This is a genomic window from Methylobacterium sp. Leaf117 (genome assembly GCF_001422985.1).
Classification (GTDB): domain Bacteria; phylum Pseudomonadota; class Alphaproteobacteria; order Rhizobiales; family Beijerinckiaceae; genus Methylobacterium.
The window spans coordinates 85,522-109,525 of record NZ_LMNL01000023.1; the positions used below are offsets into that span (position 1 = coordinate 85,522).

Consider the following 24,004-nt stretch of genomic DNA (forward strand, 5'->3'; position numbering starts at 1 on the left):
GTCGTCCGAGCCGCGCGGGCCGACGAATCTGCGAGAGGTCAAGAACCCGGCAGAGGCCGGATGGCCGTGGTGATCGAGTCCGGACGGCCTGATGGCACGTCCCGTTGACCGTTCGCGCCAAATGTGGACACATCGTGTGTACACGGTGGAGGCAGAGCATGGCCCAGGACGACAAGACGGTTCCGCGCGCGCTCCCCAAAGTCGGCGTGCGCGAATTTCGCGGTAATTTTTCCGGCTTCATGCGCCAGGTCCGTCATGGCGCTTCCTTCGCGGTGACCGCCCGCGACGAGGTCATCGCGATCGTTCACCCGCCCCAGCCCTTGCCCCGGCGCAGGCCTGGCACGCTGCGCGGGCAGATCGAGATGGCGCCGGATTTCGATGTCCTGCCGCCCGAGTTGCTGGCCGCCATGGAGGGACGTGCGATGGACGGAGAGGTCTCGGAGACCGAGGAGGAATGAAACTTCTCCTCGACACGCATGCCCTGCTCTGGTGGCTGCTCGCGGACCCGAAGCTCGGTCCGGCCGCTCGGGACCTGATCGCAGACCCCACCAACGACGTTCTCGTCTCGGTTGCCTCGCTCTGGGAGATCCAAGTGAAGGTGCGCGTCGGTAAGCTGAGGGCCGATCTCGGCGACATCCTCGACGCGGTTCGGGACCAGGGCTTCGAAGTGGTCGGGATCACGCCAGCACATCTGCTGGCACTCGGCGACCTTCCCCGGCACCATGGGGACCCGTGGGATCACCTGCTCATCGCCCAGGCGAAAGCCGAGGACGCCGTCTTCCTCTCCGAGGACCGACACGTTCCGGCCTATCCGGTTGCGTTCGTGACCTGCTCCGGGTCTGCGCAGGCGGGACGGGGGATGTCCGCACCAGAACCGTCGGGTCCAGTCTGAACCAGCCAGATTCTCACGTCTTTCCTGTTCGCTTGTCGTGTCGGGATAACCGGTTTCCACCGATCCCTGACAAACTCTAACGCGGCCCGTAGCCCACCGCCTCGCGCTTTTCCGCCTCGGTCAGGAAATCCGCCGCCTGGACCCGGCGCCACAGGCTCTCGCGCTCGGGCGCCAGGGCCTCGATGGCGTCGAGGTCCGGTTCCAGGCGGATGGGGCCGAAGGCGGGTGCGAGCCAATGGGCCAGGGCCTCGGCGGTGCGGCGCACCAGGGGGATCACGGTCTGGCGGTAGAAGGCGCGGTTGGCTTCGGCGTAATTCGCCAGGGTGTTGTCGCCGGGCAGACCGAGCAGCAGGGGCGGCACGCCGAAGGCCAGGGCGATCTCGCGGGCCGCGCCGCTCTTGGCCTCCACGAAATCCATGTCCTTGGGCGAGAGCGCCAGGGGCTTCCAATCGAGCCCGCCCTCCAGCAGCAGCGGCCGCCCGGCATTGCCGGCGCCCTGGTAATTGGCCTCCAGCTCGCCCTTGAGCCGGCTGAACTGCGCGTCGCTCAGGGTCGAGCCGGCGGCGGTGGCGAATACCAGCGCGCCAGAGGGCCGCGCCGCGTTGTCGAGGAGCGCCTTGTTCCAGGCGCCGGCCGCGTTGTGGATGTCGAGGGCCACCGCCGCCGCCTCCATCGGCGAGAGGCCGTAATGGTCGTCGGTCGGGTGGAACAGGGTGAGGTGGAGGATCGGGGCCACGCCCTCCGTCACCTGGTCGAATCGTAGCATGCGCCCGCCGACCGCGTAATCGTAGGCCACCGGCCAGCCGTCGGGGCCGGGCACCACCCGCATCCGGTCGGGCCGGAGCGCGTGCAGCTCGCGCGGCACGCCGTCGAGGCCCGTCGCCTGGAGGTAGGCGTTGCCGGAGACCATCAGGTGTCCGTACAGCGCTTCGAGCAGTCCCGCCCCGCCCTGGCGCGGGTTCGGCCGGGCCAGCAGCGTCTCCAGCGGATGGGGTCCGGCGGCGCTTTCGCCCACCCGTCCGAGCGGCAGGCTCGCGGCGGCCTCGGCCACCAGCCGCACCGCCCGGTGGACGATGGCGTTGCGCTGGAACCCCTCGCGGGCCAGCGCCCCGATGTCGCGCGGCGTCCACGAGGGCCGACCCTCGCCATAGAAGGCGACACCGAGGCCCGGCACGGGGGCCGCCTTGGTGTCGGGCGCGGCGCGGCGCACGAGCCGGGAGAGGAGGTTCGCCATCGGGGCCTCGCGGAAGCGATGAGAGTCGGTCGGGTGTCAGAGCCGCCGGATGCGCGGCTCCGGCGCGCTCCGCAGCAGCAGGTGCGTCAGCGCCCAGACCAGGGCGTCGAGGCGGTCGGGCGAGGCCCCGGAGGAGAGGCCGTCCGGGCCGAAATCGCAGAGTTCGTCCTCCAGGTCCGGCAGGGCGCCGACATGGTGGACGCGTCCCTGCGCGTACAGCACCGAGACCGGCTCGGCCCGCAGGTACTTGCCCCGCGTGGCCCGCACGGCCGTCACCGGCACGGCGGCATCGACCTGGGCCAGGACGGCGATCGCCATCTCGCCCCCCTGGTTGACCTCGACCACGAGGCCGTCGGCGGAGAGCCGATGGTAGAGCGCCAGGGCCGCCGAGGCCGAGGCCTCCGGCGCCGCCCGGGCGAGGGTGGCGTCGGCGAGCACGTAGGCGTGGCCGGCGGCGTCGAGCCCGGCCGCGACGATCCCGCAGGCATCGGCCCCGGCCCGAGAGGAGGCCGGCGGGTCGATCGCCACGACGATGCGGCGCAAATCCTCCGGCGCCCGCGGGACCCGGTGGGCCTCGAGGCCGTCGCGGGTCCACAGGACATCGGCCCGGTCCTCGATCAGCTCGCCGTCGAGTTCCTGGCGCCCGAGGCGGGTGCCGGCGTAGCGCCCCACCACCGCGTCGAGGAAGGACGGCGCGAGGTTGGCGGCGTTGTCGGCGGTGCGCGCCCGGCTGACCACCGTCCGCGAATCCGTCAGGATTCGCCGCAGCAGCGGGATCGGCCGGGGCGTGGTGGTGACGAGGCCGCGCGGGCGGTGCCCGAGGCGCAGGCCGAACTGGATCATGTCGTAGGCGGCCTCGGCGTAGCGCCACTTGGCGATCTCGTCGGACCAGGCCGCCCCGAATTGCGGCCCGCGCAGGGAATCCGGCTCCTCGGCCGAGAAGACGAGGCCGACCGCGCCGTTGTCCCATTCGAGGCGTCGGCGCGAGGGCGACCAGCGCGGCCGCCGACCGGTGAGGCCGAGGAGGCCGGAGGGCCCGTCCACCATCACGTCGCGCACATCCGCGAAGGTCTCGCCGATCAGGGCGATGCGCCCCACCGGCCGCCGGGTGAAGGCCGGGTCGCCGAGCGCCAGGGCCCGGACCCACTCGGCACCGGTGCGGGTCTTGCCCGCCCCGCGGCCGCCTATCACCGCCCAGGTGGTCCAATGATCGAGGCCGGGGCAGGGCGGCAGCTGGTCATCCCGCGCCGTCAGCAGCCAGTCCGTCGCCAGCGCCCGGATCAGGGGCGGCGGCAGGCTCTCCAGCAGGGCCGGCATCCGCCCGCTCGCCGCAGAGCGCCGCAGCGCGCCGCGCGATCTCCGCGCGCAGGGCGGGCAGATCGCCGTCCGGCCCGTCGCGGGCGGCCGCCTCGTCGTCGCCGGAACCTGCTCCATCGCTTCCTCCCGCCGTGTCGTCGGTGGTCTCGTCGAGCAGGCGCTTCAGGCCGCCGAGGTCCCGCAGCACGCGAGCGCTGTCGAAGGCCCGGTCGCCGGCGGAGGCCCGGTCGCCAGCGGAGGCCTGCGTGCCCGCCACCCCGTTCAGCGCCGCATCGAAGAGCAGGATCTGCCGGGCGATCTGGGCGCGGAGCGCCGCCCGCATCCGGCGGGGATCGGCCTCCCGCCCCAGGGCACGCCCGACCTCGCCGGGCCGGCGCCCCTCCAGGCCGCATTGCGCGAACAGGGCCTCGGCCCGGTGCCGGGCCGTGCCGAGCGCCAGCGCGAGGTCGCCGATGTCGATCCAATCCTCGCGGTAGAGCCGCGCCACCGCCGCCCGCCGTTCCGGCTTCCACCGCTCGGGCGTGAAGGCCGTGGAGGCCGTCGCCGCGGTCGGGCGCCAGCCGTAGCGCTTGTTCCAGGTCCGGATGGTGGTGACCCGCACGCCGGTCTCGGCCGCGATGGCGGTGACGGGACGCGCGGTGTCCCGCATGGCCGCCGCGACGGCATCCCGGATCGACGCGACGATCGGCTCGAGCTTCGCCACCGCCGCCTCCCCGTCATTCACACTTCTGGAGCGTAGGCTCTTGATACCCCAGGAGCGTCGCGCTGTCAAACATAAAGTCCTAATTTCGGACTTTATTCTGGAGCGGCTGAGCGCGGTGACGTTGGTCCCGTACCCAGGACTTTGCGGCGGTCGGCGTCGAGAAGGCTGACCTCATGGTGGGAGACAATTCGGCTCGCGCGACGAATAGAGGAGGAGAACGCTCGCTCGGTCGCCGGAGGTGTTAGAAATCTGTAGCCGCCCAGTCTGCCCACGACCTTGATCGGTATCTCATCCAGCAAACTTGGAAACTGACACGGGAGGCGCTGAAGTGATTGGCTGAGCGCGCGAATCATCACGGCCTGCCATGTTCGAACGGATGTCCCGTTACGGTGGTGGTCAAAGCGATACGCAGGGGCCGAATGACATTCGAGCTACAACGATGGTCCGAAGATCACTGGCATGATTTCGCGACCCTGCACCGCGACGCCGATGTCATGGCTGACCTCGGCGGTCCTTTCGATGACACCACCAACCGCGAGAAGTTCGACCGATATCGTCAAGCTTGGGACCGCACCGGCATATCCCGGTGGGCGGTGGTTGATCGCGGAAGGGAACAGTTTTTGGGTTATGCAGGTGTGATGCTGCACCGCGATCCCGACCATCCTCTTGGATCGCATTACGAAGTCGGCTGGCGATTTCGTCGTGATGTCTGGGGGCAAGGTCTGGCAACGGCGAGTGCTCGCGAGGCTTTGGAGCGGGCTTGGACTGTTCTCGATGTGCCGGAAATCGTTTCCTATACAGCCGCAGATAATGTTCGTTCGCAGAACGTCATGCGGCGTCTTGGCTTAAAACGCGACATGAAGAGCGACTTCACGGCTCGGTATCCACGAGGTGAGTTCAGTGGCCTGACTTGGATAGCGCAACGTCCAAACGCTGGCGGAGCGATGGCGCCACCGTAACCAGTCCGTCTGTCGTGAAGGCGGGATGGATGATGTCTACACGCTTACATCCCGTTTTGAGGCGGATAGAGTGGCGCCCCGATGCGGCGTCTAACTGGCATGCGGGTCGCGGGCAGGGACCGACATCGGAAGGGCGTGGTCAGTCGGTGAGCACCCGAATCAGGTCGGCCTGATGTGCCGCACTGGGTACGCCACTGGCCTGATGGTAAAAGCTATGTCCGAGTCCGGGGTAGACCTGGGAATGGTTCGGGATCGAGCGGCACCACTCCTCATCGGGCCGGTGCGGATCGCACTCTCCCCAGAACGTGTGCGTTGGAATGGCGAGGCGAGTCCGCTCATATCGCAGGCGCGTGGAGGATACGCAGACCAGCCTCTCCAAATGCATTCCTTCGCCTGCAGCTCTCCACAAGGCTGTTCCTCCCGCACTGAAACCCAATCCATGCAGCTCATCCCTTGGAAATCGGGATAACCGCGATGCAACGCACTCCAAGCCTCTCTGCTTGAACAAGTAACTATGAAGATCAGGTCCGCTGAGATTGGGGCGGTCACAAAGATCGCCCAGGAACAGGAACTCGATTGCTCCATACTCTCGCAGCCAGTCCATATGTAATGGATAGCCGTAGATATCGGAAACAACGATGAAGCGCATCGATATTCACCATTCCAGGAGGGATCGCGTTCAACGTCGGCTCCGCCGCTTCCCGACTTTTCAGATCTCTGAAGCGCAGGCTCTCGATGCTCCAGGGGCGCCGCGCTTCCAAGCATAAAGTCCTATTTTCTGAATGTCATCGTTTCGGTGCCTTGGGATTCTGAGGCTGGTGTCCGAAATCGGCTTCCGGTCTGGGGCCTTCCGATCCGGCCCGGCGCGTTGCATCTCAAAATCCTTTGCCACCCCCGCGGACCGGCGCAAGGCCGCCCCGCGGGTGCCACCTCGCGTTACGGCGCCTTCTTGGTCCCCATGCAGGTCGACAGGTCGGTGAAGGCCTGCTGCATCGGGCCGAGGGCGAAGGGCACCGCGATGCCGTTCGCCTGGATCACGAGGCTCTTGCCGGTGGTGAGCCGCGTCACCGCTTCGACGGTGTTGGGGACATCGATCGAGACGGTCCGAGCGGTGTCGATCTTGGCGGCGAAGTCGGTGGCCCCGGCCCCATCCACCGTCCAGGCGCCCGCGACGGCACTGCCCTTCGGGAAGGGGAACTTCGCCGAGGTGGCGATGAGGCCGAGGCTCGGCCCGACCGCCACAAGGGCGAGGCCCGCAGGCTCGTTCAGCGCCATGCAGCCGGTGAAATCGGCGCCTTTGCCGATGGTGGTGATCTCATAGCGCCCGGCCGACGCGAGGGCTGCCGGTGCGGGGGCTGCGGGGGCCGGGGCAGGGGCCGGCGGGGCTGCCACGGGGGCCGCGGCCACGGCGGCTCCGCCCTTGGGAGCTTCAATCTTGGGAACCTCAATCTTAGGAGCCTCGGCCTTGGGAGCCTCGCTCTTGGAAGCCTCGGCCTTGGGAGTTTCAGCCTTGGCGATCTCGGCCTTGGCGGCGTTGCAGCGCCGGAGGGACTCGTAGCCCTCCGCAAATCCGCCGATCTCGAAATCGGCGTTGCCGTTGTCGAACTTCAGGATGATGGTCTGGGCCGCCATCAGCCTGGGGACGATGCTCGTCGGGAAGGTGGCGGTGAGGGATTGCCCGTCGCCGATCCAGCGCGCCTTGGCGTCGTAGCGGGTCTTGTCGAGGAAGAACGGCACCTTCACGCTCTCCTGCTTGTCCCACGTCCAGTTCTCATAGACGAGGCCGAGCGCCGCTTCCGTCTCACCCAGGGCGAAGATGATGCCGTTGACGGCGTTCCCGTCGTCCTTGTCCTGGTAGGTGTGGCTCATCAGGCAGGCATGCGGGCTGGTGTCGCCGATCGTGCGCTCGATCTCCCAGCCCTTCACCATCTCGAAGGGCTGCCGCTCGGCCGCGAGGGACGGACCCGCGCCGAGGATGACGACGAGGGTCGCGACGCGCGATCCTCCGAGACGGCCACAACGCATGGTGTTTCTCCAAGTCCGAAAACGCGCGCGATCGGACGATCGCAAACGCGCAGGGGCCGCGAAACCAGACTTTCCGGGTGTTTCGCGGTCTATCCTCATGACCGCGATGGGACTTACGAAGTCTTCAGGCGCGCAGGCTTTTCCGCGGAGATTCCTAACGCTTCGTTCCGGGAGGGCCGCCGATCAAAAGCCGGCGAACGTCCGTGCGCCGCACGCGGCGTCCTTCTGTTCGCCAGGCCGAGGGGGCGTGGATCGCTCGTTCGCTGCCGGAGGCCACACGCAACGAGCCGCCTGCCCAAGATCGGCCGATCTGCTCGCGCGATGGACTTACTGAAAAAGAAAAGAGCAAGTCTGATTAATTCAGTTGCAGCTTGATCGTCGCAAGATCGGCGCGGCACCGATAGTGATGACCCAGGGGGCCTCGTCCGCATGGGTGTGGGGCCGGTGGGAGTCGCGCTCGCGATGCGAAGCTATATCGATGGTCGGCCGCAGGAACTCGGCGCGGCCTTCGCGCCCTTCTTCGATCCAGCGACGACCGTGGTCGTCTCCATCGACCTGCATCGCGGTCATCTCGATGACGACCCGGCCTGCCCGTGCCCGGCGCCCCGCGCCCGGGCCATCGTACCGGCGGTCGACGCGTTTCACCGGACCGCGCGGGCGGCCGGCATCCGCGTCATCCACGTGCGCAGCAGGCTTCGCGCAGGCGGCGTCGACGATGTCAACGGCCTGAAGGCCGCTTGGCGCCTGGTCTTCCCGCTGCATGTCGGAGACATCCCCAACGCCGACGAGCATGCGATCGAGGGAACACGCTGGAACGACTTCGTCACCGAGGTGGAGGACCGGGATCTGATCGTCGAAGGCAAGAAACGTCTCTCGGCCTTCCATCCGACCGACCTGGATTTTCTGCTCCGCAACCTCGGCACGCGCACCATCGTGTTCGACGGATGCCTGGCGGATTGCTGCATCCTCAACTCGGCCTTCGACGCTTCGAACCTCGGCTACCACGTCGTCGTGGCGGCCGACCTCGTCGCCGGCACCGACGCCGCCCTGGAGGCGTCCGCCCTGCGCATCGTCGCCACGCATCTCGGCCTCGTCAGCGACGCCGCGATGATCACGCAGGCCTGGCGTTGCCGCCTGCCGTAGGTGCGCAACCTGTGCTGGCATGGGGTTTGCCTTACGGTTTCTGACCATATGGTCAAACTAAGGACCTCGCCATGACGCTTCTGCAGGTTCCCGTGATCGATCTGACGCCCTACCGTGCGGGGACGCCGGAGGGCAAAGCCGCCGTCGCCGCCGAGGTCGATCAGGCGTGCCGGGATATCGGTTTCCTGGTGGTTTCGGGCCACGGCATCCCGGAATCGCTGATCGAGACGACCTACGCGGTCTCGAAGGCGTTCTTCGAGCGTCCTCATGCCGAGAAGCTCGCCGTCGAACGGCCGGCCCCCGATCAGGTCCGGGGCTACAGCGCCGTGGGCGGGGAGGGCCTCTCCTTCAGCCTCGACGCGCCGACGCCGCCGGACATCAAGGAATCGCTCTCGATCGGCCCGGTCGACGTGCCGCCCGACGATGCCTATGCGTTCGCCGCCGCCGCCGGGCCGCACTTCGCCCCGAACATCTGGCCGAATGAACCGGCGGAGTTGCGGACGGTGTGGACGGCGTATTTCCGCGCGGTCGACCGCCTGGCGCGTGACCTGATGCGGATCTTCGCCCTCGGGCTGAAGCTCGACGAGACCCACTTCGATCCGACCATCGACAAGAGCATCTCGATGATGCGCGCCCTGCGCTACCCGGCCCAGACCAACGCCCCGCTGCTCGATCAGCTCCGCGCCGGCGCCCATTCCGATTACGGCAGCATGACGATCCTGCGCAAGGAGATCGGCGACAGGAGCCTGCAGGTGAAGAACAAGCTCGGCGCATGGGTCGATGTGCCGGTGATTCCAGGCACCTTCATCGTGAACATCGGCGACCTGATGCAGCAATGGACCAACGACATCTGGTCATCGACGGTCCATCGGGTGGTCAACCCGAGATTCGATACGGAAGAGAACGTCGATCGTCTGTCGATCGTGTTCTTCCACCAGCCGAACTACGACGCCGAGGTGGCCTGCCTGCCGACCTGCCAGGGACCCGGCAGGCCCGCGAAATATGCGCCCGTCACCTCGGGCGCCCACCTGCGCGCGAAGTTCGTCAAGCAGACGACCTTCGGCAGGGTCGCGCGGGCAGCCTGAGATGGCGCGCCGCGCCTCCGTCGACACCGTCCGGGTCACGCCGGCGTCGTGACGCCAGCCGGCGCCCCGCCCCGTCCACCCACCACCCCTCACCGCTCTCTGCGCCCCCATCCGGCGGCGTTTCTCCTGGAGGTTTCAACGTTATGACACGACCCTTCTTCAAAGCCGCCGCGGTGGCGCTGGCACTCCTGCTCCCGCTCGCGCCGGCCGTCGCGGCGCCCTTCAAGCTGAAGGCCGAACCCAAGATCGCCATGGTGATCTTCGGGCAGAAGAACGACGGTGGCTGGTCGCAGGCCGCCGACGAGGCCCGCGTGAAGATGGAAGCGGCGCTGGACATGAAGATCCCGGCCGTGGACGGGGTGAAGGAGAACGCCACGGCGATCCGGCCGGTGGTCGAGCTCTTCATCAAGCGCGGCTACAACATCATCATCGGCACCGCCTTCGGCTATTCCGACACCTTCAAGGAATTGTCCGAGAAGTATCCCGACGTCGCCTTCCTCAACCTGTCGGGCACCACCAACGGGCCGAACCTCGAATCGGTCTACGGGCGCACCTACGAGAGCCAGTATCTGTGCGGCATGGCCGCCGGCGCCGTGTCCAAGACCGGCAAGCTCGGCTTCGTCGCGGCCAATCCCTTCGGCGTCGTGAACTGGACGATCAGCGCCTACGAACTCGGCGCCCGCAAGATGAACCCGAACGCCACGCTCAACGTGGTCTATACCGGCATCTGGAACGACCCGGTGAAGGAGCGCGCCGCGGCCGAGGCCCTGGTCGACCAGGGTGTCGACGTGCTCGGCCAGCACGTGGACACGCCCGCCACCCAGATCGTCGCGCAGGAGCGCGGCATCTACGGCACCGGCCACCACCGCGACATGCGGGAATTCGCCCCCAAGGCGACCATCTGCTCCTCGGTCTGGACCTGGGACAAGGCCCTGCTCCCCGAGATCAAGAAGATCATGGCCGGCACGTGGGTGCCGGCGCCCAACGGCGCCTTACTCAGCATGGCCAAGGGTGGCACCGATATCGCTTGCTGCGGTCCGGCCGTGCCCCCGGCGGCGGTCAAGGAGATCCTGGCCGAGCGCAAGGCGATCATCGAGGGCAAGCAGATCTATGCCGGTCCCCTCGAGGATCGCGACGGCAAGCTGCGGGTCCCGGCCGGACAGGTCCTGAGCGACGCGGACCTCTGGAAGATGGACTGGTACGTGAAGGGCGTGATCACCCAGAAATGACCGTTCGGCGGCCGGGCTTCGCACCCGGCCGCCATCCCGTGTCCGACGAAGCGATCAACCCCATGGACGGTGCAGCGATGGGCATGGCCCTCGAACTCCTCGGCGTCTCGAAGACCTTCGACGGCTTTCAGGCGCTCGCCAAGGCCGACTTCGCGGTGGAAACCGGCGAGGTTCACGCCCTGCTGGGCGAGAACGGCGCCGGCAAATCCACCCTCATGAACGTGGCGGCGGGCCTCTATCGGCCCGACCAGGGCCGCATCCGCGTGCGGGGCCGCGAGGTCGAGCTGAGCGGGCCGGTCGCGGCCCGGCACCTCGGAATCGGCATGGTTTACCAGCATTACAAGCTCGTCAAAGCCTTCAACGCCGTCGAGAACATCCTGCTGGCGCAGGGGGCGCCCCGCTACGGCACCGGCCTCGCCGAGGTCGAGGCGGCCATCCGCGCGCAGAGCGAGGCGGTGGGCTTCGCGGTCGATCTCCGGCGGCCGGTCGGAAGCCTGTCGGTGGCCGAGCAGCAGCGCGTGGAGATCCTCAAGGTGCTGGTGGCCGGCGCCGGTATCCTCATTCTCGACGAGCCCACCGCCGTGCTCACCGACCGCGAGGCGGAGGCGCTGCTCACCACCATGCAGGCCCTGGCGCGCCAGGGTGCGGCCGTCATCCTCGTCACCCACAAGCTTGGCGAGGTGCAGCGCCATGCCGACCGCGTCACCGTGATGCGCGGCGGCCGCATCGTCGCCAGCGCCGATCCGGCGAGCCTCACGGCGGCCGAACTCACCACCCTGGTGGTCGGCGCCACCGCGAACCCCGTCCATTGCCCGGCCACCCGGATCGAAGGCCCGGTGCTCGCGGTCGAAGACCTCGCGGGCACCCGGTCGGACGGGCTGCAGACCCTGCACGGCCTGAACCTCACGATCCGCGCGGGGGAGATCTACGGCATCGCCGGCGTCGGCGGGAACGGGCAGACCGAACTCGCCGAGATCCTCATGGGGGTGCGCCGCGCCGGGGCCGGGCGCATCGCGCTCGCGGGCGACGACGTCACCGGCACCGGTCCCAAGCTGCGCCGGGCGCGGGGTCTGGCCGCGATCCCGGCGGACCGTCAGGTCTACGGCCTGGCCGGCGACCTCTCGGTCGCCGAGAACTACGCGGTGGGCGGGCTGACCTCCGGGCGCTTCGGCGGCTGGCTGCGGGTCGATCGCGCCGCGATCCGCGCCGGCACGGAAGCCGCCATCGCGGCCTTCGACATCCGGGGCGCGCGCAGCCCGCGCCAGAAGGCCAGCCTGCTCTCGGGCGGCAATGCGCAGAAGCTCGTCATCGCCCGCGAATTCGCCGGCCGGCCCCGCTTCGTCCTCGCCCACTCTCCGGCCCGCGGGCTCGACGTGCGGGCGACGGCCGATATCCACCGCCGCCTGCGCGAGGCCCGCGACGCGGGCGCGGGCGTGCTCCTGATCAGTGAGGATCTCGACGAGGTGATGCTGATGTCGGACCGGATCGGCGTCATGAGCCGGGGCCGGATCGTGGGCGAGTTCGACGCGCCCGCCGACCGGCAGGCCATCGGCGTCGCCATGGTGCACCATGCCTGAAACCCTTCCCATTCCCCTCCTGTCCCCCGCCCCCGAGCTGCCGGTGCCGGTGCCCGAATTGCCCGCGGCCAAGCTGGCCGGGCGCGGCCGCGTCACGGTCGAAATCCGGCAGCACGTCTCCGGCTGGTATCAGGGCGTCGTGCTCGCCTGCGGCCTCGTCGTCGGGATCGGGCTCGCGACCGCCATCCTGGTCGTCTCCGGCGTCGGCCTCTCGGATCTCTTCCAGGAATTCGTCGTCTCGATGGTGACCAGCCGGTCCAGCCTGGCGGCGGTGCTGGTCCAGGCGGGTCCCCTCGCCATCGTCGGGCTCGCGGCGGCCGTCGCCTTCCGGGTGCGGTTCTGGAACATCGGCATCGAGGGTCAGATGATCCTGGGCGCGATGGCGGCGACCGCCATCGCGATCCACGATGTCGGTCCGGCGCCCGCGCGGCTCGGCCTGATGATGCTGGCGGCGGCGCTGGCCGGGGCAGCCTGGGTGCTGGTCCCGGCCGTCCTCAAGATCCGCATCGGGCTGAACGAGGTCATCTCGACGCTGCTGTTGAACTACGTCGCGTTCAACGGGCTGCTGCAGCTGCTGTACGGGCCCTGGCAGGACCCGGTGAGCAGCTTCCCGAATTCCAAGCAATACGACCTCGCCGAGCGTCTCGGCAGTCTCGGCTGGGGTGACCTGACCTGGGCGCTGCCGCTGGCGGGTCTCCTCACCCTGCTGTGCTGGTGGCTGCTGAACGTCAGCCGCTTCGGGTTCCTCTCCCGCGTGGCCGAAGCCAATCCGCGCCTGGGCGAGGGTCAGGGCCTGCCGATGACGCGGGTGATGCTGGCCGCCGCCCTGCTGTCGGGGGCGCTGGCGGGTCTGGCCGGCTTCAGCATCTGCGCGGGCGTCGAGTACCGGCTGACTCAGTCGTTCTTCAACGGCTACGGCTTCTCCGGCATCCTCATCGCGTTCCTGGCCCGCAACAATCCGCTCGCCACCTTCGTCACCGCGGTGCTGGTCGGCGTGCTCTACGTGGTCGGACAGAGCCTGCAGGTGTTCTACGGCATCCCCAGCGCGATGGTGCAACTCATCCAGGCGGTGATCGTCATCGGCGTCGCCGCCTCCGATTTTTTCTTGCGGCACCGGGTGCGATGGGTGCCGGGAAGGCGTCCCGATGTTTGACTTCCTCGTCAACTGGCTGGCCAACGTGCCGATCTTCGCGCTGCCCTACGCGCTCGCCGCGCTCGGCCTCATCATCACCGAGAAGGCCGGCGTGCTCTCCCTGGGGGCCGAAGGCTTCCTGCTCATCGGCGCCATGAGCGGCATCGGCGTTCTGCTCGGGGTCGGCGACTATCCGCTCCTCGCGCTGATCGTGGCGGCGCTCGCGGCGGCTCTGCTCTCGCTGGTCTATGCGCTGCTCGTGGTGACGCTGCGGGTCAACCAGGTCATCGGTGGCCTCGCCCTGGTCTTCCTGGCGCAGGGCATGACCGGCGTGATCGCCACGCGGGCGGGCTGGACCAGCCGGCCCGTGGCGGGCCTGCACAACGTTCCCCTGGGGTCGCTCGCCGAGATTCCGGTGCTGGGGCCGATCCTGTTCCAGCACGATCCCCTGGTCTTCGCCACGGTCCCCCTCGTTGCCCTCGTCGCCTATGTCCTCAACCGGACGATGTTCGGGCTGCGGCTGCGGGCCGTCGGCGACGGCCCCGACGCGGCCGATGCCGCCGGCATCGGCGTCGCCCTGACCCGGTACGGGGCCATCGCCCTCGGCTCGGCACTGGTCGGGCTCGCGGGCGGCTATCTCGCGGTCGGTGTCGCCAAGATCTGGGTCGAGGGCATGACGGGCGGGCGCGGCTGGATCGCCGTCGCCCTCGTGATCTTCGCCCGCTGGCAGCCCTGGCGGGCGCTCGGGGGCGCACTCCTGTTCGGGGGCATCGAGGCGCTGATCCCCCGCATCGCCGCCGCCGGCCTCGCCCTGCCGCAATACCTCCTCCTGATGACGCCCTACCTGGCCACCCTCGCGGTCATGATCTGGATCTGCCTGCGCCAGGACGGCCGGAGCCTGGAGCCGAGGGCCCTCGGCGTCGCCCACATGCGCGAGGAGCGTCGCTGAGCCGGCCCGAAACCCCCGTCACCGATCCCGCGGCCAGCTCAGCCAGTCGAAGGCCAGGGCGAGGTCGGCGGGATCGACCGAGAACCCGCCCCCGCCCTCCGGGTCGGGGGCGCCGATCAGGTAGCCGGTCTGATGGCCCATCACGGCGTCGAGGCCCGATTGCAGGAAGCCGAGGTCGGCCTGATTGTCGCGGGCGGCCAGGACGAGGCTGCCCGGCTCCGCGAAGATCGAGCCGTGCAGGCCCGAGCCGTACTCGCCGACCAGGATTTCGGCCGACTGGAACAGGGCGACCTGCTCGCGCAGGCCGAGGCGCTCCGGTGTCACGCGGGTGAAGCCGCGGGCCACGGCCAGGTCTTCGAACAGCTGCCGCTGCACCAGCTGCCGGGGGCTGTGGGTGAGGGCGTTGGCCGAGCGCGCCACGAACAGCTTCGTCCGGGTGCGCGAGCCTCGCCCCCGCCCGAGGGCGGCCCGGCGCAGGCCGGCGGCGGCCTCGGCGAACAGAGGCGACACCCGCGTGCCGAACCGCAGCGTCGAGGGCACCAGGAGTTCGTCGCAGGCCACGCGGTCGCGGGTCCGGTCGTAGAACCGGCACTGGCTCTCGCCGATGTCGAGGAGCGCCAGCCAGGCCCGGGCGAAGCCGGGCGTGTCGTCGGGCAGCAGGAAGCTCAGGCGCTCGACCCGGTAGCCGGCTGCCCGCAGCAGGTGGAGCTTCGGCAGGAAATCGACGAGCCAGTGGCCGTAGCCGAGATGACCGGGGCCGGCGAGCAGCACCGACCGGCCGGGGGCTTGGACGCGCCTGGCCTCGGCCTGCCGGGCGCGCGTGCCCCGGTGGTGGCGGTTGAGGTAGTCGAGGTCGGTCTGCAGGTCGAGGCTGAGGTTGAACCGGCCCTCGGTGAGGATCATGCCCTCGCCGACGATCTCGGCGTCGGGCAGCGCGTAGACCGCCGTCCCGAGCACCACGTGCTGGGCGTGATAGAGCCGCAGCAGGCCCGGGGTGACGGCGCCTGCCAGGAAGGCCGGCGGCATCAGGCGAGAGCGCTCCGCCCGGGTCACGTCGATCACTGTGCCGCGCCCGCCCTCGACGTTGCGGCGGAGATCGATCACGTCGTCGGCCGACAGGAGGTCCGGTTCACTCACCGACATGGGCCGCTCCGTCCGCTCCGCCTGCCAAACCCGCTCCCTCGCCGGCCTGCGGCCTTGCGCCCGGGGCGCCGCGCCGGGTGGACGATGCCCAGGGACCCGCCGCCGTGGCAAGCCGGACTGGGCAAGCCGGATTGGGCAAGCCGATCCGGTCGTGCGAACCGGACTTGCGAACCGGTTCCGGCCCCGGTCCATCGTCCGGGCTCCCGGGCAGCGCTTTTTCCGCTAGGATGGCGCATCGCGCGCGAAAACCCGCGCCATCAGGACCGAATGGGGCACCCGAGTGATGCGGACCGACACCCTCGCGGAGAATGCGGACCACCCGACAAGCCTGTCGGCGGACCTGACAAGCCTGCCGGCGGACCCGGCCAGCCTGACGGCGCATGGCGTCTTCGACGTGGCGGCCTATGCGGCGCGCCTGCCCGAGACCTCGGACACCATGGTGGCGGATCATCGCTTCACCGACGATCCGGCCGCGAGCGCCCGGGTGTTCCGGGTCTACCACCCGACGCCGCCCCACAGTCATGCCTCCTGCGACGAGTACCTCTACGTCCTGTCCGGCCGCTGCCGGATGGCGTTCGGCGACGAGGCCCCGGTCACGGTCGGCCCCGGCACGCTGGTGTTCTTCAAGCGCGGGGTGGTGCATTCGGTGCCCGAGATCTTGGAGCACCCGATGGTGTTCCTCTCCGTCGACACCCCCCGACGCGAGCCCCGCGACATCCGCTTCGTCACCGACGGAACCGGGACCCCCGACACCTTCATGCGGCAATCCTGACCGGCACAACTTCTGACTGACAGCAGTGCCGAGAGGCAAAAATCCTGACGGGCCGATCGCCTAATCGACCTTCTCGTTGGGATAGACGCCCCAGAGCCGGTCCTGGCGGATGTAGCCGTCGACGTCGCCCCGCTTCGACGGCAGGGCCACGACGATGCGGCACCAGGTCCCGGTGCAGGATTTGACGTTGCCGATCACGCCGGCCTGGAGGCGGGCTTCCTCGCCGGAGGCGGCATCGGCCTTGGCGTAGAGCGGCACGGCGGCCTTGTCCGGGTTCTTGTCCGCGCCCTTTCCGGCGGTGACCACGGAGGTGCGCCGCCCGGACAGCAGCGAGTGCAGCACCCAGCCCTCGGTGCCCTCGGAGTCGCGGATGCGACGCCAGGTCTCGAACTCCGCCACGATCTCGATCGGCAGCCCCGCCCGCTGGAACACCCAGAGGGTGCGGTGGTCCTTCGAGGGTCCCTCGCGCAGGTTGACCCGGTCGGTCTTCAGGCTGGCGTAGCGCGGCAGCGGCAGCTTGGTCACCGGCCCGAGCGCGACGTCGGGGCCGGCGCCCGCCGCCGAGGCCGCCGCGACGGGGCCGGTGGACAGGAGGGTGGCGAGCAACAGGGCCGGCAAGGCGGTGGAAAGGGTCGGGAGCAGGGCAGGCGCGCGCATCGTCCGGTGATCCTTCACGCTGTCCGGGGCGGGCGTCGCCCCAGGGTGGCGGCGGGCCCCGGCGTGCATTGTGTTCCGCCGCCTCTCTGGTAGAGAGGCCCACAGGGTCGCAAGACCCCCGGGGTCGCCACAGCCTTGTGGGCTGCCGGCCCGTCGTCTCGAATGTCTTGACCGGTGCGTGGTTAACGCACGGTAAGCTTGCGGCGTCGTCCGCCGCGTCGGATCTCGGGCCGGGTCTCGGCCGGATCGGACGTGGACGCCGAGCGACACCGTGCGCGGGGAGGGTGCATGTCGTCGTTGAAGCGCAAGCCGCTCGTGGTCGTCACGCGGCGTCTGCCCGAGGCCGTGGAGACGCGCATGCGCGAGCTCTTCGAGATCCGGCTCAACACCGACGATGCCGCCCTGGCGCCCGACGCCCTTGTGGCGGCCCTGCGCGAAGCCGACGTGCTCGTGCCCACCGTCACCGACGAGATCGATTCGGGCCTCCTCGCCCAGGCCGGCCCGAACCTGCGGCTGATCGCCAATTTCGGCAACGGTGTCGATCACATCGACGTGGCCGCCGCCCTGGAGCGCGGCATCACCGTCACCAACACCCCCGGCGTCCTCACCGAGGACACCGCCGACATGACCATGGCGCTCATCCTCGCGGTCGCCCGCCGCGTCACCGAGGGCGCCCGGATCATTCCGGACGACGCCTGGACCACCGGCTGGTCGCCGACCTGGATGCTGGGTCGCCGAATCACCGGCAAGCGCCTCGGCATCGTCGGAATGGGTCGGATCGGCCAGGCCCTGGCCCGCCGGGCCAAGGCGTTCGGCCTGCAGATCCACTATCACAACCGCCGCCGGGTTCCGGCCCAGATCGAGCGCGACCTCGACGCGACCTACTGGGAATCCCTCGACCAGATGCTGGCCCGCGTCGACATCGTGTCGGTCAACTGCCCGCACACCCCCGCGACCTACCACTTGCTCTCGGCCCGCCGCCTCAAGCTGCTGAAGCCCGAGGCCGTGGTGGTGAACACCGCCCGCGGCGAGGTCATCGACGAGAACGCCCTCGCGCGCCTGCTCGAGGCCGGCGACATCTCCGGCGCCGGGCTCGACGTGTTCGAGCAGGAGCCTGCGGTCAGCCCCCGCCTCGTCAAGCTCGCCCGCGCCGGTAAGGTCGTGCTCCTGCCGCATATGGGTTCGGCGACGCACGAGAGCCGCGTCGATATGGGCGAGAAGGTCATCATCAACATCAAGACCTTCATGGACGGGCACCGGCCCCCCGACCGTATCCTTCCCAGCATGCTCTGAACGCAGGCCTCCCGGCGATCGGCACAGGTCCCTGGGGATGACGGCGTTCGTCACAACGTAGGATCGGAACGGGCCCATGCCCGGCACGTTGACCGGCACTGGCCATGGCGGGGTCGGTACCAGGAACGGGTGGATCAAAGTATCATGGCCGCGGACACACCGTCGACCGAGGCGGCATCGGTGAGCGTAATGGGGTGCGGCGAGTTCCGCCGCTTCGCGGATTTCGTGCCCCTGATGATGTGGCGTGCCGATCATCACGGCGCCGCCGTTCATCACAACGAATCCTGGCTGGCCTTCACCGGCCGGTCGCCGGACGAGGAACTCGGCCACGGCTGGCGCCGCGGTCTCCATCCCGACGACCTGGAGCGTCACGCCGCCCTCGTGGCGAAGGCGTTCGAGGCGCAGGAGCCTTTCACGGCCGAATTCCGTCTCCGGCGTCACGACGGGGCGTACCGGTGGCTTCTCGATACGGCCAAGCCCCTGCGGGAGAACGGCGATTTCGTCGGGTTCCTGGGCACCTGCTTCGATATCACCGATCGCAAGCACGCCGAGGAGGATTCCGAGCGCGCCCTGGTGGAGAAGGAGGCCTTGCTGGCCGAGGTCTACCACCGCGTCCGCAACAACCTCCAAGTGATGGTCAGCCTGATCGGTCTCTACGGGCGTGCCGCGCCGGCTCCGTGCCGGGGCAGTTTCGAGGCGCTCGGGCAACGGGTGCGCGCCATCGCGCTGGTGCAGCAGCACCTGCACGAAGCGCCGCACATCGCCTCCATAGACCTGCGCGACTACCTGCACCGCCTCGCCTCCGGCCTCGGGCAACTGCGCCGGGCCGGGCGGATCGGTGTCACCGTCGGCGGACGCGGGACCAGTCTCGTCGAGCCGCGCACCGCCAATGCCCTCGGCATGATCGTGGCCGAAGTGGTGTCCGAGTGCCTCGACACCACGGCTGAATCCGTCGCCTGCGCCATCGCGATCCAGATCGATGCGGCGGCCGGCGGTCCGGTGCGGCTGAACATCGTGTCCGGTGCGGGCGAGGGCGCCGCGCCGGGGAAGCTCGAGGTGCCGAACCTCGGTCCGCGCCTGATCGCCGCCTATGCGTCGCAGGCCGAGATCGCGGTGCGGGGCGTCGGCACCGCCGCCGAGCCCTTGGAACTGCAATTGCCGGAGGTGCTGGCTCAGCCGTCCTGAGGATCGCATTGGCGCGCGCAGGGACTATATGCGGAAGACACCCGACGCAGAAGACACCCGACGCAGGCGAGCCCACCCGGACCATGCTTCCACCCATCGAGACCATCGTCGACAATTTCGGAATCCTGGATGAGGGTCCGGACCGTTACGAGTATCTGATCGAACTGGGGCGTGCCCTGCCGCCGTTTCCCGAGGACATGCTGACCGAGGACAATCGGGTCCACGGCTGCGAAAGTCAGGTCTGGGTCGAGTCTCACATCGATCGCTCGCAGGAGCCGCCCCGCCTCCATCTGAGGGGAACCAGCGACTCGGTCATCACCAAGGGACTGATCGCCCTGGTGATGGCGCTTCATGACGGCAAGACGCCGGAAGACATCGCAAAGGTCGACGTCTTCCAGGTCTTCAAGGAGATCGGCCTCGGTGCCCATCTCACCTCGAAGCGCTCCAACGGCGTTCGCGCCATGGCGGAGCGCATCCACCGGGATGCGGTCCGTCTCACGGCTGCCTGAGGCAAGGCGCACCGCCTCAGTTCAAGCCTGCGACCGGCTCACGCCACTGGCGCAGGCGGCTGCGGTTCGGCCCCACGGCCTCGCGCTCCAGGCCATAATGCTCGGCCAGCCGTGCCAGGGCGATGCGAGCGACAACCTTGGCCGAGCGTGCCGGCCATCGCCGCTCCGCCTCGATCCGCTCCAGCCCCTTCAGGAAGCCGCAGAGGTCGATCAGCAATCCGGACAGGTCGTTGCCGACGGCACCGAGGGCTGCACGCACGCGCTGGCGCGCAGCCAGCATCGCGTCGGACCCGGCGGCCGGATCGCGCGGACCCGAACCATCGACCTTCACGCCACTCCAGTCCTGTCCCATCCGAGGCATGAGCGCCGCCCCCGCGAGATCGCGGCGCAGGCGCTCGCCCGCCTCGAAGCAGGCCGCGTCGATGAGAGGCGTACCGTCGCGGTCGCGTCGGCGTGCCATCCAGGCGAGAGGACTTTCCGTGGCGTCCCGGACGGGTCGGTCTGGCCCGGGACCCCGTCCCACGAGTTCGAGATGCTGGGCGAGATAGGGCGGATGGGCGCCCGCGCTCTCGCGCCGCAAGCGGGCGCGTCCGGCCGGACTGATCGTCAGCCGGGCACGCCGGCCCGTGCCGCGTTCCGCGAGATCCCGAACCAGCAGTTCGGCCCCTGCGCCCTGGCGGAACCGGCCGCCTCCCACCGAAATCCCTTTGCCTCCCTCTCGAACGATCCAGCCCTCGGCGTCGGTGGAATCGGGAAGCGCATAGGAGCCTTCCGGTGCCAAAGCCGCGAGCAGACGCCTGGCCTCCGGGCCGATCGCCGTCCCCTCGGGATGAGCGGACGGATCACGTCCGGTGCCGCGGTCGGTCGACGGGGTCGTGATGGCGACAGGCGGGGTCGAGCGAGATTTGTTCATGATTTGTTCCATTACTCAGAACGGTGGCGGGCAAGCGCCATGCCCTCGATAGTAAGGGAAAAAAAGCCTAGATCAAGTCTTGACGCGTTTTCCAGGAAAGCGATTCCGGGTTGGCGCATCGTCGGCGCCCGGACCAGACAATCCTGGGATCGGTCCCCGAGACGGGGGTCGACACCCCCGCCGCGGTAGCGATCGCATCGACCGGAGGCCGGTCGCGGCCTGTTCAGGCGGCTTCGTCGTAATTCCCGTTCCGGGTCTGGCCAAGGCCGATCGCCTTCGCGAGGGCGGAGCGCGCCTTGGCGTAATTCGGAGCAACCATCGGATAATCGGACGGCAAGCCCCATTTGGCGCGGTATTGCTCCGGGCTCATGTCGTACTTCGCGCGCAGATGACGCTTCAGCGACTTGAAGGTCCGCCCATCTTCCAGGCAGATGATATGGTCTGCCGTGATGGATTTTTTCACGGAGATTGCAGGCTGAAGCGGTGCAGACGATGCCTTCGCCTCGATCTGACCGGTGGCAATCTGCTTCAGAGCGCTGTGAGTCTGCGTGATCAACTGCGCCAGCTCACCGGAAGGCACCGGGTTGTTGCTCACATAAGCTGAAACAATGTCGACGGTCAGCTCGACATAATCCGCAGAATGTTCGATGTCGCTCATGATCGGAAGAATTCTCCTAATGCGATGCGTTTGAAAGGGTTACAGGGAGTTCGGACGCTTGCGCGTCCACGCCCATAGGCTCTGCGGATCGGTTCCGCCGCGTCGCCATCTGTCCCGCATGCGCTATAGAATGCGCAGCAACTTCGCCCGCCACGATTTCTGGATATGCTATTCCTGATCAGGTCGCAAGACGGCAATGCGCGTCTTCGGTAATCTTAAGCAACACCTTAGAACAATATTTCAACAATCTCTGATCACCAGAATTTGACATCGAAACCATTGGGGGATGGTCTCGGGCCACTTGGCGGGTCGATTTGGCAATCTTGTCCGTGCCGATCCGGCAGAGGGTGAGCCTGTCTCCGGGCTGCTTGCCTGTCGGCCTCGTCCGGGCCACATGGCAGGACGAAGGGACCGAGACGGCCCTTTCTCACGCACCTGTGACAGGATTTTCGCGATGGCGTCCCAGTCCGCATCAATTTCCACGCCCTCCGTTGCTCCCATCGCGGATGTGAGGCCGCACAGCTACGAGGTTCACGGTCGTGTGTTGAGCGATGATTACGCTTGGCTGAAGGCTGACAATTGGCGCGACGTCCTGAAAGATCCTGCCGCTTTGCCCGATAGTATTCGGGAGTATCTGGCGGCTGAAAACGCCTACTCGGAAGCGGCCCTTGCCGAGAGCGCGGACCTGCGCCGGACGCTCGTCGCCGAGATGCGGGCGCGCATCCGCGAGGATGACAGCAGCGTGCCCGAGCCGGACGGACCCTATGCCTATTACACCCGGCATCGTGAGGGCGGCCAGCATCCGCTGGTGTGCCGGCGCCCGCGCACCGTCGTCGTCATGCCGGGTCAGGGGGCTGAGACGGCGGCGGATGGCGGACCGGAGGAGGGGGAAGTGATCCTTCTCGATGGGGATCGAGAGGGGGAGGGGCTCGCCTTCTTCGAGATCGCCTCGGCGGTCCATTCCGAGGATCACGCGTTGTTGGCCTGGAGCGCCGACACCAAGGGATCGGAACTGCATACCATCCAGGTCCGCACGCTCGAGACCGGAGCGGATTTGCCCGACCGCATCGAGGCGACCACCGGTGAGGTCGTCTGGACGGCCGACAACCAGGCGTTCTTCTACGTCGCCGTCGACGAGAACCATCGCCCCGCCCGGGTCATGCGCCACCGGATCGGCACCGGGCAGGAGGCCGACACCCTCGTCTACGAGGAGCCGGATTCCGGTTTCTTCGTGCATATCGAGGAGACGCAGTCGGGCGATTTTCTAACGGTCACCGCCAGCGATCACGAGACCTCGGAGGTCCATCTGCTGGACCGGCGGGTGCCCGACGGAACCCTGATGGTGGTGCAGCCGCGCCAGCCCCTGTTGATCTATTCGGTCGAGAACTGGGCCAATCACCTCTTCATCCTCACCAACGCGGAGGGTGCCGAGGACTTCAAGATCGTGACCGCCCGCCTGGAAGCGCCGGCGCGCGAGAACTGGACCGACGTCATCGCCCATCGACCGGGCGTGATGATCCGCCATCAGCACGTGATCGCTGACCATCTGGTCCGTCTCGAGATCGAGAATGCACGCCCTCGGATCGTCGTGCGCGACACGCAGGGCAGCGAGCACGTGGTGGCCTTCGCCGAGGAAGCCTATTCGCTGGGTCTCCAGCCCGGCCACGAGTTCGAGACGGCGGTGATCCGCTTCACCTACTCGTCGATGACGACGCCGGCCGAGACCTACGATTACGACTGCGTGACCCGGGCGCGGCAGTTGCGGAAGCGGCAGACCGTGCCGAGCGGGCACAAGCCGGAGGATTACGTCACCCGCCGTCTCTTCGCCACGGCGCCGGACGGCGAGACGGTGCCGATCTCGCTGCTGCACCGCCGTGACTGTCCCCTCGACGGCTCGGCGCCGCTGCTGCTCTATGGCTACGGCTCCTACGGCACGCTGATGCCGGCGGCTTTCCGCACCAACCTCCTGTCGCTGGTCGATCGCGGGTTCGTCTACGCCATCGCCCACGTGCGCGGCGGGACCGAGAAGGGCTGGCGCTGGTATCTCGATGGCAAGCGCGAGAAGAAGCCCAACACGTTTTCGGATTTCGTCGCCTGCGCCCGGACGCTGATCGAGGCGAACTACACGGCCGAGGGCCGCATCGTGGCCCATGGCGGCTCGGCCGGCGGCATGCTGATGGGGGCGGTGGCCAACCTTGCGCCGGAACTCTTCGCCGCCATCGTCGCAGACGTGCCCTTCGTCGATGTTCTCAACACCATGCTCGACGGCGAACTGCCGCTGACGCCGCCCGAATGGCCCGAATGGGGCAATCCACGCGAGAGCCTGACGGCGTTCGAGACGATCTTGTCCTACTCGCCCTACGACAACGTCGCGGCGAAGCCGTACCCGGCCATCCTGGCGCTTGGCGGACTGACCGACCCACGGGTGACCTATTGGGAGCCGGCCAAATGGGTCGCGCGCCTGCGAGCGACCATGACCGGCGGCGGCCCGATCCTGCTGCGCATCAACATGGAGGCGGGCCACGGCGGCGCGGCCGGACGCTTCGACCGCCTCGAAGAGGTCGGCTTGATCCAGGCCTTCGCCCTCCGGGCCGTCGGTAAGGCCTGAGCCGGATTTCTCAAGCCTGTC

At 68.5% G+C, this 24,004-nt stretch carries 23 protein-coding genes; 14 read left to right on the top strand and 9 right to left on the bottom strand.

Annotated elements, in window-relative coordinates:
- Window positions 1-158: 158 nt before the first annotated feature.
- A complete protein-coding gene (locus ASF57_RS11850) occupies window positions 159-458 on the top strand; it encodes a hypothetical protein (RefSeq protein ID WP_056178592.1) in 300 nt (99 codons plus the stop codon).
- Window positions 455-892: a type II toxin-antitoxin system VapC family toxin gene (locus tag ASF57_RS11855; RefSeq protein ID WP_056483530.1), complete on the top strand. Its 438-nt coding sequence runs from the start codon at window positions 455-457 to the stop codon at window positions 890-892. Before ASF57_RS11850 ends, ASF57_RS11855 begins: the two co-directional genes overlap by 4 nt.
- A 76-nt stretch (window positions 893-968) precedes the next feature.
- Here the strand turns inward: ASF57_RS11855 and ASF57_RS11860 are convergent, their stop codons facing one another.
- From ASF57_RS11860 to ASF57_RS26420, 3 genes are read right to left on the bottom strand one after another with little or no spacing between them, the layout of a single operon-like run.
- Window positions 969-2,126, bottom strand: a complete 1,158-nt coding sequence (locus ASF57_RS11860) for a phage portal protein (protein ID WP_056178599.1) — start codon at window positions 2,124-2,126, stop codon at window positions 969-971.
- Window positions 2,127-2,162: 36 nt separating this feature from the next.
- Window positions 2,163-3,443, bottom strand: coding sequence for a terminase family protein (locus ASF57_RS11865; RefSeq protein WP_056483533.1), 1,281 nt, complete (start codon window positions 3,441-3,443; stop codon window positions 2,163-2,165).
- A complete protein-coding gene (locus tag ASF57_RS26420; RefSeq protein WP_200935856.1) occupies window positions 3,364-4,146 on the bottom strand; it encodes a hypothetical protein in 783 nt (260 codons plus the stop codon). The genes ASF57_RS11865 and ASF57_RS26420 overlap by 80 nt, the downstream gene beginning before the upstream one ends.
- 419 nt (window positions 4,147-4,565) lie before the next feature.
- Here ASF57_RS26420 and ASF57_RS24745 point away from each other — a divergent pair, with 419 nt between their 5' ends.
- Window positions 4,566-5,105: a GNAT family N-acetyltransferase gene (locus ASF57_RS24745; protein WP_156376108.1), complete on the top strand. Its 540-nt coding sequence runs from the start codon at window positions 4,566-4,568 to the stop codon at window positions 5,103-5,105.
- Window positions 5,106-5,244: 139 nt separating this feature from the next.
- Here ASF57_RS24745 and ASF57_RS25750 read toward each other — a convergent pair whose 3' ends face one another.
- Both ASF57_RS25750 and ASF57_RS11880 read right to left on the bottom strand, forming a co-directional pair.
- Complete coding sequence (locus tag ASF57_RS25750; protein ID WP_156376109.1) at window positions 5,245-5,754, bottom strand: alpha/beta hydrolase; 510 nt, start codon at window positions 5,752-5,754, stop codon at window positions 5,245-5,247.
- 287 nt (window positions 5,755-6,041) lie between these two features.
- The gene (locus ASF57_RS11880; RefSeq protein WP_056483542.1) at window positions 6,042-7,130 is read right to left on the bottom strand and encodes a hypothetical protein; all 1,089 of its coding nucleotides are present in this window, start codon (window positions 7,128-7,130) and stop codon (window positions 6,042-6,044) included.
- Window positions 7,131-7,592: 462 nt separating this feature from the next.
- Here ASF57_RS11880 and ASF57_RS11885 point away from each other — a divergent pair, with 462 nt between their 5' ends.
- From ASF57_RS11885 to ASF57_RS11910, 6 genes are all read left to right on the top strand, one after another.
- Window positions 7,593-8,273, top strand: coding sequence for an isochorismatase family cysteine hydrolase (locus ASF57_RS11885; RefSeq protein ID WP_056179906.1), 681 nt, complete (start codon window positions 7,593-7,595; stop codon window positions 8,271-8,273).
- A 71-nt stretch (window positions 8,274-8,344) separates the two neighbouring features.
- The gene (locus ASF57_RS11890) at window positions 8,345-9,358 is read left to right on the top strand and encodes a 2-oxoglutarate and iron-dependent oxygenase domain-containing protein (RefSeq protein ID WP_056483545.1); all 1,014 of its coding nucleotides are present in this window, start codon (window positions 8,345-8,347) and stop codon (window positions 9,356-9,358) included.
- A gap of 143 nt (window positions 9,359-9,501) precedes the next feature.
- Window positions 9,502-10,587: a BMP family ABC transporter substrate-binding protein gene (locus tag ASF57_RS11895; protein ID WP_056178614.1), complete on the top strand. Its 1,086-nt coding sequence runs from the start codon at window positions 9,502-9,504 to the stop codon at window positions 10,585-10,587.
- The gene (locus tag ASF57_RS11900) at window positions 10,584-12,164 is read left to right on the top strand and encodes an ABC transporter ATP-binding protein (protein ID WP_244476916.1); all 1,581 of its coding nucleotides are present in this window, start codon (window positions 10,584-10,586) and stop codon (window positions 12,162-12,164) included. The genes ASF57_RS11895 and ASF57_RS11900 overlap by 4 nt, the downstream gene beginning before the upstream one ends.
- The gene (locus ASF57_RS11905; protein ID WP_082503903.1) at window positions 12,157-13,317 is read left to right on the top strand and encodes an ABC transporter permease; all 1,161 of its coding nucleotides are present in this window, start codon (window positions 12,157-12,159) and stop codon (window positions 13,315-13,317) included. The genes ASF57_RS11900 and ASF57_RS11905 overlap by 8 nt, the downstream gene beginning before the upstream one ends.
- Window positions 13,310-14,245, top strand: a complete 936-nt coding sequence (locus ASF57_RS11910; protein ID WP_056178617.1) for an ABC transporter permease — start codon at window positions 13,310-13,312, stop codon at window positions 14,243-14,245. The genes ASF57_RS11905 and ASF57_RS11910 overlap by 8 nt, the downstream gene beginning before the upstream one ends.
- Window positions 14,246-14,263: 18 nt before the next feature.
- Here ASF57_RS11910 and ASF57_RS11915 read toward each other — a convergent pair whose 3' ends face one another.
- A complete protein-coding gene (locus ASF57_RS11915) occupies window positions 14,264-15,388 on the bottom strand; it encodes a glycosyltransferase 61 family protein (RefSeq protein ID WP_056483548.1) in 1,125 nt (374 codons plus the stop codon).
- Between the two features lie 283 nt (window positions 15,389-15,671).
- Between ASF57_RS11915 and ASF57_RS11920 the strand changes: the two genes are divergently transcribed.
- Window positions 15,672-16,160, top strand: coding sequence for a cupin domain-containing protein (locus ASF57_RS11920; RefSeq protein WP_082503905.1), 489 nt, complete (start codon window positions 15,672-15,674; stop codon window positions 16,158-16,160).
- Window positions 16,161-16,220: 60 nt separating this feature from the next.
- Here the strand turns inward: ASF57_RS11920 and ASF57_RS11925 are convergent, their stop codons facing one another.
- The gene (locus ASF57_RS11925) at window positions 16,221-16,817 is read right to left on the bottom strand and encodes an SH3 domain-containing protein (RefSeq protein WP_056483551.1); all 597 of its coding nucleotides are present in this window, start codon (window positions 16,815-16,817) and stop codon (window positions 16,221-16,223) included.
- Between the two features lie 288 nt (window positions 16,818-17,105).
- Between ASF57_RS11925 and ASF57_RS11930 the strand changes: the two genes are divergently transcribed.
- From ASF57_RS11930 to ASF57_RS11940, 3 genes are all read left to right on the top strand, one after another.
- Window positions 17,106-18,110 carry a D-glycerate dehydrogenase gene (locus ASF57_RS11930; RefSeq protein WP_056178628.1) on the top strand — a complete coding sequence of 335 codons (1,005 nt, stop codon included), beginning with the start codon at window positions 17,106-17,108 and terminating at the stop codon, window positions 18,108-18,110.
- A gap of 144 nt (window positions 18,111-18,254) precedes the next feature.
- Window positions 18,255-19,295 (top strand): PAS domain-containing protein, encoded by a 1,041-nt coding sequence (locus ASF57_RS11935; protein ID WP_056178631.1) that lies wholly within the window; start codon window positions 18,255-18,257, stop codon window positions 19,293-19,295.
- 83 nt (window positions 19,296-19,378) lie between these two features.
- Entirely contained in the window at window positions 19,379-19,804 is a 426-nt protein-coding gene (locus tag ASF57_RS11940; protein WP_056178633.1) for a SufE family protein, read from the top strand.
- A 16-nt stretch (window positions 19,805-19,820) separates the two neighbouring features.
- Here the strand turns inward: ASF57_RS11940 and ASF57_RS11945 are convergent, their stop codons facing one another.
- Entirely contained in the window at window positions 19,821-20,717 is an 897-nt protein-coding gene (locus ASF57_RS11945; protein ID WP_244476917.1) for a DUF6456 domain-containing protein, read from the bottom strand.
- Window positions 20,718-20,940: 223 nt separating this feature from the next.
- Window positions 20,941-21,375, bottom strand: coding sequence for a MucR family transcriptional regulator (locus tag ASF57_RS11950; protein WP_056483554.1), 435 nt, complete (start codon window positions 21,373-21,375; stop codon window positions 20,941-20,943).
- Window positions 21,376-21,829: 454 nt separating this feature from the next.
- Between ASF57_RS11950 and ASF57_RS11955 the strand changes: the two genes are divergently transcribed.
- Window positions 21,830-23,983 carry a S9 family peptidase gene (locus ASF57_RS11955; protein WP_056483557.1) on the top strand — a complete coding sequence of 718 codons (2,154 nt, stop codon included), beginning with the start codon at window positions 21,830-21,832 and terminating at the stop codon, window positions 23,981-23,983.
- Window positions 23,984-24,004: the final 21 nt, after the last annotated feature.